This window comes from bacterium (assembly GCA_026129405.1).
Lineage (GTDB): Bacteria > Desulfobacterota > Binatia > DP-6 > DP-6 > JAHCID01.
The window spans coordinates 132,347-150,189 of sequence record JAHCID010000006.1; the positions used below are offsets into that span (position 1 = coordinate 132,347).

Genomic DNA, 17,843 nt, shown 5'->3' on the forward strand with positions numbered 1-17,843 from the left:
GCCGATGCTCGACGTTGTCGCCGTAGATCCACAGGAACAGCATGTTCCCCGCGAGGTGCAGGAAGCCCCCGTGCAGGAACATCGAGACGACGAGGTCGACCGCCGACGGCGCGACCGGCCGGAAGCCGTGCGTGAAGACGAAGAGGTCGTACGCCGTCGCCTCGTGCAGAAGGCGCGCCGGCGCCACCTGCCCGCGCGTCGCCTCCACCATCACCCGCAGGTACTCGTGCAGCGCGGGGTCGCCGGGATCGACGGGCCGCGCCGAGAGCGGCATCGTCACCAGCACGTAGACGGCGACGTTCACCGCGATCAGCGCCCAGGTGACGACGGGCGTGCTGCGCGGGTTCGGCGCGTCGCCGATCGGGAGGACCATGAGCGCGCGGTGCGCGCCGCGGCCGGGTCCGCACGGAGCGGCCCGACCGCGGACGGCGTCAACCCCGCTTCATGGACGGATGGTACAGCACGACCATCTCGTAGATCAGCGCCGGCCGCTCGTTGCCGACCACGTGCACGTTGATCTCCTGGGTCACCTGGGTGCCCTTCGGGTGCGCCTCCGCGCCGACCAGCCGCGCATGCGCGTGCAGCTTCGAGCCGGCCGGGACGGGCGACACGAAGCGCAGCTTGTTGGCGCCGTAGTTCGTGGCGTTGCCGTAGCCGACGATCTTCCACGTCTGCTTGCTGCGCAGCGCCGGCAGCAGGCTCAGCGTGAGGAAGCCGTGCGCGATCGTGCCGCCGAACGGGCTCTGCGTCTTCGCCCGCTCGACGTCGACGTGGATCCACTGGTGGTCGCCCGTCAGGTCGGCGAACTGGTTGATCTTCTCCTGGGTGACCTCGAGCGGATCGCTCCAGTCCCCGAACGTGTCGCTGATCTTCGCCTGTAGGGCGGGAATGTCGTCGAAGCGGATATCTTCCACGGGCTTCCTCCTTGCGGGAAAGGCCGACCCTGTAGCCCAGGAGCGCCGGCGGCCTCAAGCCGAACGGACCGCGGGCTGGCACGACGAACGGCGCGTGCTACCTTCGAGCCATGCCCGCGGCGAGCCGCCCGATGCGCCCCGTGTCGATGCGCCTCCTGCTCCAGCTGCCGCGCCAGGTGCGTCTCTGCTGGCGCCTCCTCGGCGAGCGCCGCGTCACGCCCTGGTCGAAGATGGTGCTGCTCGCCGCGCTCCTCTATCTGATCCTGCCCTTCGACCTCGTGCCCGACATCCTCGTCGGCCCGGGACAGCTCGACGACCTCGGGCTGCTGGTCGCCGCCGGCTGGTGGTTCGTGCACCAGTGTCCGCCCGACGTCGTCGCCGAGCACCTGCGCGCGATCGACGGCGACGCCGCGGGCTGACAGCGCCCGGCGTCTCAGGGCGTCCCGATCCTGGCGACCAGCGCCTTCGCCTCGGCGGTGTCCGCGGCGTCACCGTCCCGCTCCGCTACGGCGACCGCCGCGCGGGCCACGCTCGCGGCCTCGGCGCGTGCGCCGCGCGCGAGCAGCGCCTCGGCGAGCGTCAGACGCGGTCGCACCCAGCCCGGATCGAGGCGGATCGCCCGCCGCAGCAGCGCCTCGCCCTCGGCGCAGTCGCCGCCGAGCAGGCGCGGCGTCTCGCACAGCAGCGAGCCCTTACCGGCAAGCGCGGCCGCATAGTCCGGCGCGAGCGCGAGCGTGCGATCGACGGCCTGACGCAGGCGGCGCAGGCTCGTCAGCGCCGCGAGCGAGATGCCCTGGCGCTCCATCCTGCCGCCGAGCGCGCAGAACACCGCGAAGTGGGCGAGCGCGTCGTCGGCGGCGGCGGCGACGGCGCGCTCCGCCGCCGCCAACGCGTCGGTGAAGAGACGCTCCTGCTCGGCCGCGGGAGCGGCGCGCGCGCGAGCACATGCCGCCATGGCGTCCCGCGACGCCGGCGTCCCCTCCGGCCGGCCGGCCGCGAGCGCCGGCGCGACCGCGGCCAGCGTCAGCACGAGCGCCCATCCCCCTCGCATCGGGCGCCTCTGCTACGAGTCGACCGCCGGAGCGTCAAGCGCGCACGTGCCGCCGTGACGGGCGGGGCATCTCGACCGCCACCGACGTCGCGGCCGAGCTTGCGCCGGCCGGCACGCGCCCGCTAGAGCGTGGCGCCCATGCGCCTCCGCTTGCCGCTGCGAGCCCTCACGGTGATCGGGCTCGTGCTCGCGGTCGCACTCCCGGCGGCCGGCTGGGAGACCATCTCCTGGGAGCAGGCCGCCGACCACGACGGCGAAACCGTCGTCGTCGAGGGCGACGTGGTCGCGGCGCGCATGGAGACGATCGGCTGCGTGCTCGAATTCGCGCCCGACGACCCGAAGGGCTTTCGCGTGGTGATCGTCATCCCGATGATCTCGGACCTGCCGCGACGCCCCGATCGTCTGTACGAGGGGAAACGCGTGCGCATCACCGGGCGCATCGACGTCTTCAAGCGCCGTCCCGAGATCATCGTGCGCGATCCCGACGTCATCCAGGTCGTCGACGTCGCCACCGGCGTCGCCGCGCCGATCTCGACCGACACGACGACGACCACGCCGCCGCCGGCCGCGCTCACGACGACCCTGTCGCCGATACCGGCGCCGGCCGTCCAGGCCGCGCCGCCGCCCGCGCCGGATTCCGCGCCCGCGCGCCGCCGGCCGCCGCGGCGGGCATGTCCGCCCCCGCCCCGCCGCCCGCCACGGCGCCGCGCCGCGCCGGCGGCCGCCGCAGCGGCGCCCATCCCCGCGCCGGCGCCCACCACCGCCGCCCCCGCCGCACCCCGCCGGTGACGCTGCCCGCCGGCCGCGCCGGCGACGCCGCCGGTCACCGTTCCGCCGGCACCCGCCCCGAGGGCGAAGGATCTCGACGAGCCCGCCGCCGAGGAGCCGACGCGGCTGTGGCCGCGGGCCGACCCCTGCGAGGAAGCGCGCGCGAAGTGGCGCGAGGCCGCGGCCGCCCTCGAGGCGCGGACCGCCGCACTCGGGAGCTGCCTGCGGGCCGGCGGCTATCGCTGCCGCGACACCGCGGCGCCGCTCGGGCCGGCGCTGACCGCGCTCGAGTGGGCGGAGCAGGAGGTGGAGGCGCGCTGCGAGTGAGCCGCAGCGCGCCTCCACCGCTCGCCTACTCGGCGGCGTCCTCTTCGGTCTCGACGAAGACGTCGATCTCGTCGTTGCCCTTGTAGTTGCGGGAGTCGGTGACCGTCAGGGTCGCCGTGTACTCGCCGATCTTGTCGTAGGTGTGGACGGGGTTCTGCTCGGTGCTCGTCTTGCCGTCGCCGAAGTCCCACAGGAACTTCCACGGCCCGCCCTCGTCCTCTTCGACCGAAGCGGTGAACTGCACCTTGAGCGGCGGGGCGCCCTCGTCGGGCTCGGCCTCGGCGATGACGTCGAGCTCGTACTCTTCCTCGTCCCCTGCGGCCGCCGTGGGCGCGGTCGCGGCCGGCGCGGTCGTCGTGGTGGTCGCAGGGGGCTCGCTGCTTCCGCCGCATCCGGCGAGGATCAGCGGTGCCACCGCCAGGCACGCGAGCCAGCGCTTCGTTCGCATCATCCCTCCTCCTCGAGGCAGCCGGCCTGACCGCCGGTCCGCGCGCGCTAGCTAACCCAGGGTCCCCGGGGACCGCAAGCTGGTCCGCTCCCCGCCGCAGGCTCAGACGGGGGTCAGCCAGTGGGCGTAGCGACGCTCCTCGCCGCGCACGGCGGCGAAGAACAGCTGCTGGATGCGGGTCGTGATCTCGCCCGGCTTCCCTGCCCCGACGCGGCGGTCGTCGAGCTCCCGGATGGGTGTGACCTCCGCCGCCGTTCCGGTGAAGAAGGCCTCGTCGGCGAGATACACCTCGTCGCGCGTGAACCGCTCCTCGCGGCTGGGGATGCCGAGGTCGGCGCACATCGTCAGCACCGCGTCGCGGGTGATCCCGGAGAGCACGGTGGGGAGCGCCGTCGTCCGCACGACGCCGTCGCGCACGACGAAGATGTTCTCGCCGCTCGCCTCGGAGACGTAGCCGTCGACGTCGAGCAGGAGCGCCTCGTCGTATCCCGCCCCGCGCGCCTCGCGCGCCGCGAGGATCGAGTTGACGTAGTGCCCGACGGCCTTGGCCTTGGTCATCATCGTGTTCGGGTGGAAGCGCTGGAAGGAGCTGGTCTTGAGACGGATGCCGTTGCGGAGGCCCTCGTCGCCGAGGTACGAGCCCCAGGGCCAGACCGCGATGGCGAGCCGGGTCTGCGGGCGGGCGGAGAGCCCCATCTCCCCGTCGCCCATGAACGCCAGGGGCCGGATGTAGCACTCCTCCATGCGGTTCGCGCGCACCGTCTCGATGCACGCCGCCACCACCTCCTCGCGGCTCCACGGCATCGCCAGGTCGAGGACGTGGGCCGAGCCGAACAGGCGCTCGACGTGCTCGCCCAGCCGGAAGATGGCCGACACGCCGCCCCGACCGCGGTAGCAGCGGATGCCCTCGAAGACGCCGAGCCCGTAGTGCAGGGTGTGGGTGAGGACGTGCACGTTGGCCTCGGCCCACGGGACCAGGCGGCCGTCGAGCCAGATACGATCGGTCGTCTGCATCGGGAGGAGGTAGCCCGCCGCGCCCGGGTCAGGCAACCACGCGCCAGACGGCTTTCGGATCGCCGTCGGAACGGGCGGCTGCTACCATCGCTTCCGGGCAATGCACGGCGCCGAGCTCATCCGCGATCTGGCCATCATCATGTTCACCGCCGGGGTGGTGACGGTGGTCTTCCACCGCCTGCGCCAACCCGTCGTCCTCGGCTACATCGTCGCGGGCGTCATCGTCGGGCCGCACACCCCGCCCTTCAGCCTGGTCCACGACGAGAAGACGATCGAGACGCTCGCCGAGCTGGGCGTGGTCTTCTTGCTCTTCTCGCTCGGCCTCGAGTTCAGCCTGCGCAAGCTGGCGCGGGTCGGCGTGACCGCCGTGGTCGCGGCACTCGCCGAGATCCTCCTCATGGCATGGCTCGGCTGGACGTTGGGAACCGCCTTCGGCTGGGGGCCGATGGACGCCCTCTTCCTCGGTGCCATCCTCGCCATCTCCTCGACCACGATCATCGTGAAGGCACTCGACGAGCTCGGCATGAAGCAGGAGCGCTTCGCGCAGCTCGTCTTCGGCATCCTCATCGTCGAGGACATCCTCGCCATCGGCATGATCGCGCTGCTCTCCGGGCTCGCGGTCACCGGCGCCCTCAGCGCCGCCCAGACGGCGACGACGATCGGCGCACTGGTGCTCTTCCTCGTGGTGTCGTTCGTCGTCGGCATTCTGCTCGTACCACGACTCCTCGCATACGTGGCGGCCTTCGAGAGCCGGGAGATGCTCCTCGTCACGGTGCTCGGCCTCTGCTTCGGCTTCTGCCTGCTGGTGCTCTCGATGGGCTACAGCGTCGCGCTCGGGGCCTTCGTGATCGGCGCGATCATGGCGGAATCGCGCCAGCGGCACACGATCGAGGCGCTGATCGAGCCGGTGCGCGACATGTTCAGCGCCATCTTCTTCGTCGCGATCGGCATCCTGCTCGATCCGCGCGCGCTGGTGACCTACGCAGGCCCGATCGCGATCCTCACGCTCGCCGTCGTCGCCGGCAAGGTCCTGTCCTGCGGCCTCGGAGCCTTCGTCTCCGGGCAGGACGGGCGGACCTCGCTGCGCGTCGGCATGGGCCTCGCCCAGATCGGCGAGTTCTCCTTCATCATCGCCTCGATGGGCCTCGCCCTCGGCGTGACCAGCCACTTCCTCTATCCCATCGCGGTCGCGGTCTCCGCCGTGACGACGCTGCTGACGCCCTACCTCATCCGCGCCGCCGATCCGTTGGCCGACGCCCTGGCGCGCGTGATGCCGCCGCCGGTCGCGCGCGTCTTCGAGACCTACACGGCGTGGCTCGGCAGCCTGCAGCCGAGCGGCGACCGCGCCGCGCTGGCGCGCATCGTCCGGCGCATCGTGATCCACGTCGCCGTCAACTGTGCGCTCGTCCTCGCCCTCTTCGTCGCGAGCGGGCACGTCGGGCCGCGCGTGGAGATGCTCGAGGCCTGGGTCCCCGACGCACGCGTGCGCAACGCCGGCCTCTGGGGCGCGACCTTCCTCGTGTCCCTACCCTTCCTGGTCGCGGCCTATCGCAAGCTGAAGGCCCTGAGCCTCCTCCTCGCCGAAGTGCAGGTGACGCCCGCGCGCGCCGGCCAGTACACCGAGCCCGCGCGCCGCGTGGTCGCGGAGGTCATCCCGGTGATCGGCCTGGCCCTGCTCTTCGTCCTCATCACGGCCGCGAGCGGCAGCATCCTGCCGCCCGCCGAGCTGCTCATGCTGACGCTGGCGTTGGGCGCGCTGCTCACCGGGCTCCTCTGGCACCGCATGGTGCGCCTGCACGCGCGGCTCCAGATCGCACTGCTCGACGCGCGCGCCGACGGCGAGTCCGACTGAGTCCTGGCGCGGGGATCGCCGCGTGCCCGGCCCTAGACGAATGTGCCTCGCATGCCGTAGTACGATTTGCATGACGCCGCTCGCGCTCGTCGGTATGCTCGCCGTGCTGCTGCTCGCGACCCCGGACCTCGACGCGAAGCCGCGCGCCGCGAGCCGCAGCGCGTGCCGCGCCGCCTGCGACCGCGCCACGGCCGCCTGCGTCGCCAGCGCCGGCCCTGCCACGCGCCCGCGGGCCGAGCGGCGATGCCGGCACCGCACCATCCGGCGTTGCATGCGCGTGGGGCTCGGCGAATGCCCGCCCCCGCGGGACCCCGCGGGTGATCCCGATCCCTGCCAGGGTGTCCCGAACGTCCTCGGGACCTGGCAGGGGCCGACCCTCTCCTGCGAGGTCGTCTGCTCCGACCCGGTCACCGATCCCGACGGCATCGTCGTCGAGCCCTGCGAGCCGCCGGTCGCCCCGGTACAGTCCCTCGTCGTCGCCTGGCAGGACTGCCGGCAGCTTGCCACGGACCGCGCCTCGGGTGTGCTGGGGGACACCGATCCCGTCCGCTTCACCATCGCGCCCCCGAGCATCTCCGATCAGAGCTCCCGGCACTGGAGCGGGATCGTCTCGGGCGAGACCCTGACGGACGTGGAGCTCTGGATCGGAACCCCGCTGCTCGTGCGAGCCTGCCGGACGCGCCTGGCGATCGGCCCGATGACGCGCGTCGCGGCAGACTGAGCCCGGGCGCGCCCCGGCTCAGACGGCGGTGAGTCGGGCCACCGCCCGCGCCCAGGTCTCCCGGATCGCGGCGCGGTGCCGCGCGACGTCCGCACGGAGTCGCGCCGGTGCGTCATCGCCATCGTAGCCGAGACGGCGGGCGAGCGCGCGGAGCGCCTCGGGCTGCTCGTCGAGCGCTTCGACCGCCTGATCGCGCTCGATGCGCAGGCGGGCGCCGAGCTGCTGGAGGAACGCCCAGCCGTCACGGAGGGCCTGCGCGTCGGCGGCGGGGAGCAGCCCGGTCTCCGCCAGCACGTCGAGCGCGGCACGGGTCGAGCGTACGCGGAGCCGCGGCTCGGCATGGCCGTGCGCGAGCTGCAGCATCTGGACGAGGAACTCGACGTCGACCAGCCCGCCCCAGTCCGTCTTGATGTTGACCCGTCCCGCCGCCGCGCCGCGTTCGGCGGCGATGCGCTCGCGCATGTGCGCCACCTCGCGTGCCTCGTCCGGCGTCAGCCCGCGACCGTAGACGACGCGGGCGATGATCGCCTCGACGTGCACGCGCAGCGGCGCCGGCCCGGTTGCGGCGCGCGCCTTCACCAGCGCCTGCCGCTCCCACAGCGCGGCCTCGGTGCGATGGTAGGTCTCGAACGCCTCGATCGACGAGACCAGCGTGCCCTTGTTGCCGGACGGACGCAGACGCGTGTCGATCTTGTAGACGATCCCCTCGCGCGTCGGCGTCTGGAGCACGCTGATCGTGCGCTGCGCGATGCGGGTGAAGACCTCGTGCGCGCCGACGCCCGGCGGCCACAGCGCGGGGTCGCCGGGATCGTAGACGAAGATGAGGTCGAGGTCGGAGTGGTAGGCCAGCTCGGCGCCGCCGAGCTTGCCCATGGCCAGCACGACGAGGTTCTCGGTCGGCACCCGTGCCGACAGCTCGAGCTTCCGCCCGACGTCGCGCCGTGCGATCGCGAGCGCGGCCGACAGGCACACGTCGGCGAGGAGCGACAGCTGGCTGCCGACGTCGGGCGCGTCGAGCTCGCCCTGGATGTCGTGCACGCCGATGCGGAGGAACTCCTCGTGACGGAAGCGGCGCAGGGTGTCGAGCTCGGCCTCGAAGTCGTCGCCGGTGGCGGCGAGCCGCTCGAACAGCTCGTCGACGAGCTCGTCACGCGTGCGCACCAGGCGGACGAGGTCCGCGCGCACGAGGCTGTCGAGCAGCTCGGGATGGCGCAGGAAGTAGCGGGAGAGGAACTCGCTGGTCGCGAACAGACGCACGAGCAGCCGCATGACCCCGGGGTTCTCGAGCAGCAGGTGCAGGTAGCTCGTGCGCGCGCCGATGCTGGCGATGAAGCTCGCGAGCAGGTGGAGGGCGCGATCGGGATCGGCCGAGGCGGCGATCTCGCCGAGGAGCCGCGGGGCGAGCGCGGTGAGCGCGGCCCGGCGACGCGGCGACGACGGCGCGTGCGGCGGGCCGTCGCGCAGCAGGCGCAGGTCTTCGTAGGCCGCGGCAGGGTCGCGGAAGCCGAGCTGCCCCAGCTGCCAGCGTGCGGCATCGGCCTGCTCCAGCAAGTCGAGCAGCGCGGCCAGCTCGGGGCGCTCGTCGCGACGCCGCTCCTCCTCGGCGGCGTGGAACAGCGCCGAGAACGCCTCGTCCACGGCGCCGGTGTGCTGCACGTAGGCCGCCTGGAACGCCGCCGCCGGATCGGGAGCGAAGAGCCGCAGGCGGCGCGCCAGCAGCGCGCGCTCCTCGGGGTCCGTCGGCAGGCGCTGCGTCTGGCGCTCATGGACGATCTGGAGCTTGTGCTCGACGTCGCGCAGGAACCGGTAGGCGGCGGCGAGCGTCCGCACGAGCCCGGGCTCGGCATAGCCGCAGGCAGCCAGGCGCTCGAGCGCGGGCAGCGTGCCGCGCACGCGCAGGCGGGCGTCCTTGCCGCCGTGGACCAGCTGATGCGCCTGGACCCAGAACTCGACGCTGCGGATGCCGCCGCGGCCGAGCTTCACGTCGCGGGCGTGCGCGTCGGGGCCGCGCAGCGAGGCGTCCACCTTGCGCTTCATCGCCTTCAGGTCGTCGAGGGTCGCGAAGTCGAGGAAGCGCCGGAACACGAACGGGTCGAGCTGGCGCAGCAGGTCGTGGCCCAGCGCCGCGGTGCCGCCCACCGGGCGGCCCTTCAGCCAGACGGCGCGCTCCCAGGTCTGGCCCCAGGTCTCGTAGTACGAGATCGCCGCCGGCAGGGACACCGCGAGCGGCCCCTCGGCGCCGCCCGGGCGCAGCCGCAGATCGACGCGGAAGCAGAACCCGTCCTCGGTCACCTCGGCGACGACGCGGGTCACCTCCTCGGCGAGGCGCACGAAGAACTCGCGTGCCGTGCGGCCGGACGGCAGCTCCTCGTCGCGCTCGTAGACGTACACGAGGTCGACGTCGGAGCTGTAGTTGAGCTCACCGCCGCCGAGCTTTCCCATGCCGAGCACGACGAACGGCACGTCGGGATCGCCGCCCCACTCGGCGGCGAGACGCCGGCGGGTGCTCGCCACCGCGGCGGCGATGACGCCGTCGGCGAGCGCGCTCAGCTCGCGCACGGTGTCGTCGACCACGCCGAGCCCGAGGAGATCGCGGCCGCCGATGCGCACCAGCTCGCGCCGGCGGTGGACGCGCAGCCGGTTCTGGAGCGCCGGGCGCGACACGGGCTCCGGCGTCTGATCGGCGAGCAGCGTCGCGTGCTCGTCGGCGAGGCGTGACGGCACGTCCGCGACGGTCGCGAACAACGCCGGCCACGCCGGGCCTTCGGCGAGGAGCCCTGCCGCGATCGCCGGGCTGCCGCCGCACACCGCGAGCAGCGCCGTGACCTCGCCGGCGGCGATGGCCGCATGCTCGGCGAGCCGCCCCACGGCGTGCAACGCGGCGGCCGGGTCGGCGGCGCGTGCGAGCCCACCGACGATCGCCGGCAGCGGCAGCGCGGCCAGCCAGGCGCCCTGCCGCTCCGCGACCTCGAGCACCCGTGCCGGCTCCGGCACGCCCGCCGCCGCGAGCGCCTCGCGCGTCAGCCCCCCGTCGGCTCCCATAGGGCTCCCAGATCGCACGGCACGCCTGCGCCCGCGAGCCGGCTACGCAGGAGCGCGTGGCGGACGCCGTGATCGCTGATCACGAGGGCGGCGGCGCCGCTGCTTGCCAGCACCGCGTCGAGGATCGCCGCACCGGCGGGCAGGATGCGCGCCCGGCCCGCATCGAGCGCGGTCCGCCGCGTACGCTCGGCCAGCGACATCCCCCACAGCATCGCGCAGAGCGCCGCCAGACGGTCGCGGCCGATGGCATGGCCGTGCACGCGGGCCGGGTCGTACGCCGCGAGGTCGAGGTCGATCGCCGCGAGCGCGCTCGCCGTGCCGCCGGAGGCGACGACGCGCGGCGCCGGCGCGTCCACCCGCAGGGGCGCGACCTCGGTCAGCGCGGCGGCGATCGCACGCGCGACGCGCGCGACGTCGCCGGCCGACGGCGGGTCGTCGCCGACGTGGCGCTCCGTCAGCACGAGCGCGCCGATCGGCAGGCTCACCGCGGCGACGACGGCGCCGTCCTCGCCGCGCGTCAGCTCGGTGGTCGCCCCGCCGACGTCGACGGCGAGCAGCTGCGACGCGCCGGCGCCGGCGCCCGCGGCCACCGCCTCCCAGGCGAAGCGCGCCTCGTCGCGTCCGCTCAGCAGTGCGATCGGGCAGCCGGCTCGCAGCGCCAGCGCCTGCACGAACGCGGCGCCGTCGGCGGCCGTGCGCGCGGCGCCGGTGGCGAAGGCCCAGACGAAGCGCGCACCCAGCGCCCGCGCCCGGCGCGCGAACGCGACCACCGCCTCGCCGGTGCGCCCCGCCGCGACACGGTCGAGGGGCCGTCCCGGGGAGAGCCCCGTGCCGAGCTGCGTCGTCGCCAGGGCGGCGTCGATCTGGCGCGCGCGGCCGCCGCTCACCGCGACCGTCAGCAGCAGCACCGAGTTGCTGCCGACGTCGATCACCGACGCGACCAGGCCGCCGTCGGCGGCCGGCATCACGCCACCGAGGCGGAGCCGGGGGCCGGGGCGACGCCCTGCTCGTCGCGCCAGGCGGCGAGATCGCGCAGCGCGCGGTCGGCGAACGCCAGCTTCTTCTCGCGCCCGCGCAGCCCGCGCGCGAGCGGCGGGAAGAGCCCGTAGTTGGCGTTCATGGGCTGGAAGTCCTTCTTCCCGCGCTGCGACACGTAGGCGAGCAGCGAGCCGAGCGCGGTGCTCGCGGGCGGTACGGCGAGCGGGCGGCCGGCCAGGAGGCGCGCGGCGTTGAGTCCCGCGAGCAGCCCCGTCGCCGCGGACTCGACGTACCCCTCGACGCCAACGATCTGTCCGGCGAGCATCAGCGAGCGCCGCTGCACCACCTGGAGCGTCGGCAGCAGGAGCGAGGGCGAGTCGACGTACGTGTTGCGGTGCAGGCTGCCGAGCCGCACGAATTCCGCCTTCTCGAGCCCCGGGATCATGCGGAAGATGCGGCGCTGCTCGGGGTGGGTCATCTTGGTCTGGAAGCCCACCATGTTGAACAGCCGGCCCTCGGCGTCGTCCTGGCGCAGCTGCACGCAGGCGAACGGGCGGCGGCCGGTGCGCGGATCGTCGAGGCCGACGGGACGCATGGGGCCGAACGCGAGCGTGTCGGGGCCACGGCGCACCATCTCCTCGATGGGCATGCAGCCCTCGAAGTAGATGCAGCGCTCGAACTCGCGCGTCGGCACCTTCTCGGCCGCCGCCACCGCCTCGACGAAGGCGTAGTAGCGCTCGCGATCGAGCGGGCAGTTGACGTAGTCCTCGCCGCCCTTGTCCCAGCGCGACGCCTTCCACGCGACCGACATGTCGATCGACTCGGTGGTGATCGTCGGCGCGATGGCGTCGTAGAAGTAGAGGTGCTTGGTGCCGAGCACGCTCGCCAGCGCCTCGGACAGCGCGGGCGACGTCAGCGGGCCGGACGCGAGGATCGTGAGGCCGTCGGGAAGCGCGGTGACCTCCTCGCGCACGAGCCGCACCGACGGCAACGCCGCGATCGCCTCGGTGACGCTCTCCGCGAAGCGCCCGCGATCGACCGCGAGACACGCACCCGCCGGCACCTGGTGGCGGTCGGCCACCTGCATGACCAGCGAGCCCAGGTGCCGCATCTCCTCCTTGAGGAGCCCGACCGCCGTCTCGAGCGTGGCGTTGCGAAAGGAGTTCGAGCAGACCAGCTCACCGAGCCGGTCGCCCGTGTGCGCCGCGGTGCCGCGCACCGGACGCATCTCGTAGAGGTCGACGCCGACGCCCGCGTGCGCGAGCTGCCAGGCGGCCTCGCAGCCCGCGAGCCCGCCGCCGACGATGGTGACGCGCGGCGCGCTCACGACTCGACCTGCGGCTCGCCGGGCTCCGCAGCCGCGGCGCTGCCGGCGCGCGGCGCCTTCCGGCCCACCGACTTACCCGCCGCTTTGCCCGCCACCTTCTTCTTGGCGGGTGCCTTCTTGCGGGCCGGTGCCTTGCGCGCCGGCGGCTTGCGCGCCGGCTTCGCGGCGGCCGCCCCGTCGCCGGACGCGGCCCGCCCGCCGCGACGTACCGCGCGGGCCGCCACGCGCGGGCCTTCGCCCCTCGCCCTCGGGCGCAGCGCCGCGGCGTCCGTGTCCGGCCGCAGGCGCGTCGGCGCCGGCGGCTTGCGGTCGGGGAGCGGCGTCAGCGAGCCGTCCTCCTCCACCTGCGCCTGCCAGTTGCAGCCCTCGCGGGCGCAGCGACGCACGGTGCCGAGACGCTTGGTCGCCTTCTCGGTGGTGAACGGCGCCGCGCAGCGCGGGCACGGCTGCGCGACCGGCGGATCGAAGACGACGAAGCGGCAGTCGGGATAGCGGTTGCAGCTGAAGAACGGGTTGCCGCGCCGCGAGCGGCGCTCGAACAGCTCGCCCTGGCCGCACTGGAGACACGTGATGCCGGTCGGCACCGGCTTGAAGAGCGGCTCGATGCCCTTGCACTCCGGGTAGCCGGAGCAGCCGAGGAACTTGCCGAAGCGGCCGAAGCGCACCTGGAGCGGCTTGCCGCACAGCTCGCACATGCGGTCGGTGATCTCGGGCTCGACCGGCTTGATGGTGCCGTCCTCGTCGCGCGTGAAGTTCGTCGTCGTGCGGCACTCGGGGTAGCCGCTGCAGGCGAGGAACTCGCCGCGGCGGCCCCACTTGATGACCATGGGCTTGCCGCACTTCTCGCACGCGAGGTCGGTCGGACGCTCCTCGCGCTTCACGTCGCGCATCTCGGCCTTGGCGCGCTCGAGGTCCTTCGCGAACGGATCCCAGAACCGGCGCATCGCCTGCACCCAGTTCTCGGTGCCCTCCTCGATGCGGTCGAGCTGGTCCTCCATGCCGGCGGTGAACTCGACGTTCAGCACGTCGGGGAACGACTCGACGAGGAGGTCGGTCACCAGCATGCCGAGCTCGGTGGGCTTGAGCCGCCGCTGGTCGTCCTCGACCACGTACTCCTTGTCGAGGATCGTCGTCATGATGCTGGCGTAGGTCGACGGCCGGCCGATGCCCTTCTCCTCCAGCTCCTTGATGAGCGTCGCCTGCGAGAAGCGCGGCGGGGGCTGGGTGAAGTGCTGCTCGGGCAGCAGCTCGACGAGCGCGACGGCCTGGCCCTCGGTGAGCGGCGGCAGCTGGCCCTCGGCGTCCTCGTCGGGGCCGCTGTCGTCGCGGCCCTCGGTGTACACGCGGATGAAGCCGTCGAACTTGAGGACCTGGCCGTTGGCGCGAAAGCGGCACGGGCCGGCCTCGAGATCGACGGCGGTCGCGTCGTACACCGCCGACGCCATCTGGCTGGCGACGAAGCGGTTCCAGATGAGCGTGTAGACGGCCAGCTCGTCGCGCTCGAGGAAGCCGGCGAGCTTGTCGGGCTCCCACTCCATGGACGTGGGGCGGATCGCCTCGTGGGCGTCCTGCGCGTCCTTCTTCGAGCGGTAGAAGTTCGGCGTCTCGGGGAGGTAGGTCGGCCCGTAGCGCTTCGGGATGTAGTCGCGCGCGGCGGCGATGGCGTCCGCCGAGATGCGCGTCGAGTCCGTGCGCATGTAGGTGATGAGACCGACGGAGCCGGCGTCGCCGAGCTCGATGCCCTCGTACAGCCGCTGCGCGATGCGCATGGTGCGCGACGGCGAGAAGCCGAGCTTGCGCGACGCCTCCTGCTGCAGGCGCGAGGTGATGAAGGGCGGCGTCGGATGCCGGCGGCGCTCCTTCTTCTCGACCCTGGTGACCGTCCACGGCGCGTCGCCGAGGCGGGCGAGGATGCCGTCGACGCGCTCCTTGGTGTCGAGCTGGAGGTCCTTGTCGACCTTCTGCCCGTCGACCTCCGTCAGGCGCGCGATGAACTGCGGCGGCTGGTCGGCCTCGAGCCGCGCCTCGACCGTCCAGTACTCCTCGGGGACGAAGGCGCGGATCTCGCGCTCGCGCTCGACGATGACGCGCACCGCGACCGACTGCACGCGGCCGGCGGAGAGCCCGCGGCGGACCTTGTCCCAGAGCAGCGGCGAAAGCCGATAGCCGACCAGCCGGTCGAGCACGCGGCGCGCCTGCTGCGCCTCGAAGCGGTGCTGGTCGATGTCGCGCGGATGCTCGAGCGCTTCGAGCACCGCGCGCTTGGTGATCTCGTTGAAGAGGACGCGGCGGATGTTGGTCTTCTTCGGATGCCCGAGCTTCTTCGCGATGTGCCAGGCGATCGCCTCGCCTTCGCGATCCGGGTCGGGCGCGAGGTAGATCGTTTCCTTGTCCTTCGCCGCCGACTTGATCTCGGAGAGGATCGACGTCTTGCCGGGGATGACGTGGTACTCGGGCGCGAAGTCGTCCTCGATGTCGACGCCGATCTTCGACTTCGGCAGGTCGACGACGTGACCGACCGAGGCCTTCACCTGGTAGTCGCGCCCCAGGTACTTCGACAGCGTCTTCGCCTTCGCAGGCGACTCGACGATCACGAGATGCTTCGCCATCAGGCCGCCCACCTCCGCGCGAAGCGCATCCCGGGTCGTTGCTCGACGAGGCCGCGCAGCTCGAGCGCGAGCAGGGTCTCGAGCGCCGCCTGCGGTCCGAGGCCGGTCGTCCGGATCACGTCGTCGACGTGCGCCGGCCCGCCCTCGAGCGCCGCCAGCGCCGCCCGCTCGTCCGCGCCCAGCGCGGCGGCCTCCGCCGCGGCGCGCGCCGCCTGCATCTGCGGCACCAGGGCCGGCGCGAGCACGGCGAGCACGTCGGCCGCCCCGGTGACGAGCTGCGCGCCCTCCTGGATCAGGCGATGACAGCCGACGTGGCCGGCGACGCCGACCGGGCCCGGCACCGCGAACACCTCGCGCCCCTGCTCCAGCGCCAGCCGCGCCGTTCCGAGCGAGCCGCTGCGCTCGGCCGCCTCGACGACGACGGTGCCCAGCGCGAGCCCGCTCACCACGCGGTTGCGGCGGGGGAAGTGATGCGGCAGCGCCGGCGCGCCGCAGGGCAGCTCGCTGACCAGCGCCCCCTGCCCCGCCACCTGCCGCGCCAGCGGCCGATGCCAGGCCGGATAGACGCGATCGATGCCGGTGCCGAGCACGGCGGTGGTACGCCCGCCCGCCTCGAGCGCCCCGCGATGCGCCGCGGCGTCGATGCCGGCGGCGAGCCCGCTCACCACGACGAGCCCGGCCCCGGCGAGGGCCCGCGCCAGCTCGCCCGCTACCCGCCGGCCGTAGTCGCTGCATCGCCGGGCGCCGACGATGGCGACGGCCGGAGCCGCGAGGGCGGCGACGTCGCCACGCACGGCCAGGACCAGCGGCGGATCGGGAAGCGTGCGCAGGGGCTCGGGATAGGCGGCGTCGTCCCAGGCGATCAGCACGGCTTGCGCACGCTCGAGCGCCTCGACCTCGTCGCGGATGCGGGCGGCGATGCCGTCGCGCGCGGCCAGGAACGTCGTCCGGGCGGCGTCGCGCATGCCCGCGGAGCGCAGAGCGGCGTCGGAGGAACCGAGCACCGCGGCCGGACCACCGAGGTGATCCGCCATCCGCAGCGCTTGTCGCGGCCCGAGAGCGGGCAGGAGCGCCAGCCCCAGCCACGCCGCGGCGCCGTCCGTGCGCAGCGTGCCGGCCTTCATGGAAGCGAGGCCGATAATACAGGCTCCGGGGGGAAGCAACCTGTGGCGTATCGTCACACGAGATTCGCATGAGGTCGACCCGGGTCGGATCGATCCCAGCGGAACACCCCGAGCGCGTTCTCCCGCAGGTACTTCTCGAGCACCCCGGGACGCAGCGGCAGCGCCTCGGCCTCGGCCCGGCAGCGCGCGAAGGATAGGACCGGATGGTCCGAGGCGAATATGACTTTGCCCTGCCCGCGCGTGTTCATGAACTGGATCAGCTCCGGCGGCAGGTACTTCGGCGCGTAGGCCGAGGTCATCATGTAGAGGTTCGGGTACTTGAGGAGGAGTCGGATCGCCTCGCCCCACCACGGATCGGCGCCGTGGGCCATGACCAGCGTCAGCTCGGGGAAGAAGAGGCAGACCTCGTCCAGGTAGAGCGGCCGCTGCGGCTCGGCGGGCATCGGCGGCCCCGGAATGCCGGTGTTGATGGAGACCGGGATGCCGAGCTCGACGCACTTCGCGTACACCGGGTAGTAGGCCTTGTCGTTCGGCGGCCGGTTCACGAGGAACGGGATCATCCGCACGAGCCGCATGCTGTGGCGGGTCGCGAGCTTCTCGACCAGCCGCACCGCCTCCATGCCCGTCGTCGGGTCGATGACCGCGGCGCACACGAACTTGCCCGGGAAGGCGCTCACGATCTCGTCGAACGGCGCCGGATCGTGCGCGTCCATGGAGATGATCGCGCGCTCGATGCCGGCGGCGTCCATGGCCGTGAGGAGGTCGGGCAGCGGCGCGGGCTCGAGGATCTCGCGCTCGCGTCTGAAGTAGTCGCGGGCGACGCGGACGAGGAAGTCGGGCCGGTAGGCGGCGAACCCGACCGGGACGTTCACCCAGCAGTCGATCGCGCCCAGCCGGTCGCTCATCGCAGCTCCCGCGTGAGCCGCGCGAGCTCGAGGAAGGCGCGCAGCACCACCGCCGGCGCCGCGCCCGATGCCTGCCCCGCCCGGCGCGGCAGGTGCGTCACCGACACCTCGACGATGCGCGCGCCGCGTTGCCGCAGGCGCGCGAGCAGCTCGGTCGAGATCATGGCGCCGTCGGCGACCGTCGCCGCGGCGCCCAGGGCCTCGCGCCGCAGCAGCTTGAAGGCGCAGTTGACATCGCGCACCGGCAGGCGGAACAGCGTGCGCACGAGCCGGTTCCACCCCGCGGTGTTCACCCGCCGCACCCATGGATCGGCGCGGCGCTCGCGCCAGCCGACCACCGCGTCGGCATCGGCGTGGGCGGCGCACAGGCGCGGCAGCTCGCCCGGATCGAACTGCCCGTCGCCGTCCATGAGGAAGAGCCAGCCGTGGCGGGCGGCGGCGAAGCCGGTGCGGATGGCGGCCCCGTAGCCGCGGTTGCGGGCGTGGCGCACCACGCGCACGCCGGCATCCGCCGCGGCCAGCGCGTCGACCAGCGCGCCGGTGCCGTCGCGGCTGCCGTCGTCGACGAGGACCACCTCCCAGTGCTCCGCGACCTCCGGCAGGACGGCCCGCAGACCGGCGACCACCGCAGCGACGTTCTCGACCTCGTCGTGCAGCGGGACGACGGCGCTCAGACCCGGAAGTCGCGGGACCGCTTCGCTGGAGGCGAGGGCCACAGCATGATCGGCGCGCTGCACGGACGGCCAGCCCAATAGGGAGGCCG

General features: G+C 73.5%; 15 protein-coding genes. 4 read left to right on the top strand and 11 right to left on the bottom strand.

The window, feature by feature from the left end; translation table 11 throughout:
* Window positions 1-431 precede the first annotated feature (431 nt).
* Entirely contained in the window at window positions 432-914 is a 483-nt protein-coding gene (locus KIT14_19590) for a MaoC family dehydratase (GenBank protein MCW5892721.1), read from the bottom strand.
* 110 nt (window positions 915-1,024) lie between these two features.
* On the opposite strand from KIT14_19590, the gene KIT14_19595 reads away from it, so the two are divergent.
* Entirely contained in the window at window positions 1,025-1,333 is a 309-nt protein-coding gene (locus tag KIT14_19595) for a DUF1232 domain-containing protein (protein ID MCW5892722.1), read from the top strand.
* 14 nt (window positions 1,334-1,347) lie between these two features.
* Here the strand turns inward: KIT14_19595 and KIT14_19600 are convergent, their stop codons facing one another.
* On the bottom strand, window positions 1,348-1,965 hold the full coding sequence (locus tag KIT14_19600) for a hypothetical protein (GenBank protein MCW5892723.1): 618 nt from the start codon (window positions 1,963-1,965) through the stop codon (window positions 1,348-1,350).
* 138 nt (window positions 1,966-2,103) lie between these two features.
* On the opposite strand from KIT14_19600, the gene KIT14_19605 reads away from it, so the two are divergent.
* Window positions 2,104-2,754 carry a hypothetical protein gene (locus KIT14_19605; GenBank protein MCW5892724.1) on the top strand — a complete coding sequence of 217 codons (651 nt, stop codon included), beginning with the start codon at window positions 2,104-2,106 and terminating at the stop codon, window positions 2,752-2,754.
* A 331-nt stretch (window positions 2,755-3,085) separates the two neighbouring features.
* Here KIT14_19605 and KIT14_19610 read toward each other — a convergent pair whose 3' ends face one another.
* Together KIT14_19610 and KIT14_19615 are read right to left on the bottom strand one after the other, a co-directional pair.
* Window positions 3,086-3,511: a PKD domain-containing protein gene (locus KIT14_19610; protein MCW5892725.1), complete on the bottom strand. Its 426-nt coding sequence runs from the start codon at window positions 3,509-3,511 to the stop codon at window positions 3,086-3,088.
* A 99-nt stretch (window positions 3,512-3,610) separates the two neighbouring features.
* A complete protein-coding gene (locus KIT14_19615) occupies window positions 3,611-4,522 on the bottom strand; it encodes a branched-chain amino acid transaminase (protein MCW5892726.1) in 912 nt (303 codons plus the stop codon).
* 100 nt (window positions 4,523-4,622) lie between these two features.
* On the opposite strand from KIT14_19615, the gene KIT14_19620 reads away from it, so the two are divergent.
* Together KIT14_19620 and KIT14_19625 are read left to right on the top strand one after the other, a co-directional pair.
* Window positions 4,623-6,374: a cation:proton antiporter gene (locus KIT14_19620; protein ID MCW5892727.1), complete on the top strand. Its 1,752-nt coding sequence runs from the start codon at window positions 4,623-4,625 to the stop codon at window positions 6,372-6,374.
* 70 nt (window positions 6,375-6,444) lie between these two features.
* Entirely contained in the window at window positions 6,445-7,095 is a 651-nt protein-coding gene (locus KIT14_19625) for a hypothetical protein (GenBank protein ID MCW5892728.1), read from the top strand.
* 18 nt (window positions 7,096-7,113) lie between these two features.
* Here KIT14_19625 and glnE read toward each other — a convergent pair whose 3' ends face one another.
* From glnE to KIT14_19660, 7 genes are read right to left on the bottom strand one after another with little or no spacing between them, the layout of a single operon-like run.
* Window positions 7,114-10,137, bottom strand: coding sequence for a bifunctional [glutamate--ammonia ligase]-adenylyl-L-tyrosine phosphorylase/[glutamate--ammonia-ligase] adenylyltransferase (glnE, locus tag KIT14_19630; GenBank protein MCW5892729.1), 3,024 nt, complete (start codon window positions 10,135-10,137; stop codon window positions 7,114-7,116).
* Entirely contained in the window at window positions 10,116-11,102 is a 987-nt protein-coding gene (locus KIT14_19635) for a hypothetical protein (GenBank protein ID MCW5892730.1), read from the bottom strand. Before KIT14_19635 ends, glnE begins: the two co-directional genes overlap by 22 nt.
* Window positions 11,102-12,442, bottom strand: coding sequence for a methylenetetrahydrofolate--tRNA-(uracil(54)-C(5))-methyltransferase (FADH(2)-oxidizing) TrmFO (gene trmFO, locus KIT14_19640; GenBank protein ID MCW5892731.1), 1,341 nt, complete (start codon window positions 12,440-12,442; stop codon window positions 11,102-11,104). Before trmFO ends, KIT14_19635 begins: the two co-directional genes overlap by 1 nt.
* A complete protein-coding gene (gene topA / locus KIT14_19645) occupies window positions 12,439-15,051 on the bottom strand; it encodes a type I DNA topoisomerase (GenBank protein MCW5892732.1) in 2,613 nt (870 codons plus the stop codon). The genes trmFO and topA overlap by 4 nt, the downstream gene beginning before the upstream one ends.
* A complete protein-coding gene (gene dprA / locus KIT14_19650; GenBank protein MCW5892733.1) occupies window positions 15,051-16,175 on the bottom strand; it encodes a DNA-processing protein DprA in 1,125 nt (374 codons plus the stop codon). The genes topA and dprA overlap by 1 nt, the downstream gene beginning before the upstream one ends.
* A gap of 53 nt (window positions 16,176-16,228) precedes the next feature.
* The gene (locus tag KIT14_19655; protein ID MCW5892734.1) at window positions 16,229-17,080 is read right to left on the bottom strand and encodes an amidohydrolase; all 852 of its coding nucleotides are present in this window, start codon (window positions 17,078-17,080) and stop codon (window positions 16,229-16,231) included.
* Window positions 17,077-17,817: a glycosyltransferase family 2 protein gene (locus KIT14_19660; GenBank protein ID MCW5892735.1), complete on the bottom strand. Its 741-nt coding sequence runs from the start codon at window positions 17,815-17,817 to the stop codon at window positions 17,077-17,079. The genes KIT14_19655 and KIT14_19660 overlap by 4 nt, the downstream gene beginning before the upstream one ends.
* Between the last annotated feature and the right edge of the window lie 26 nt (window positions 17,818-17,843).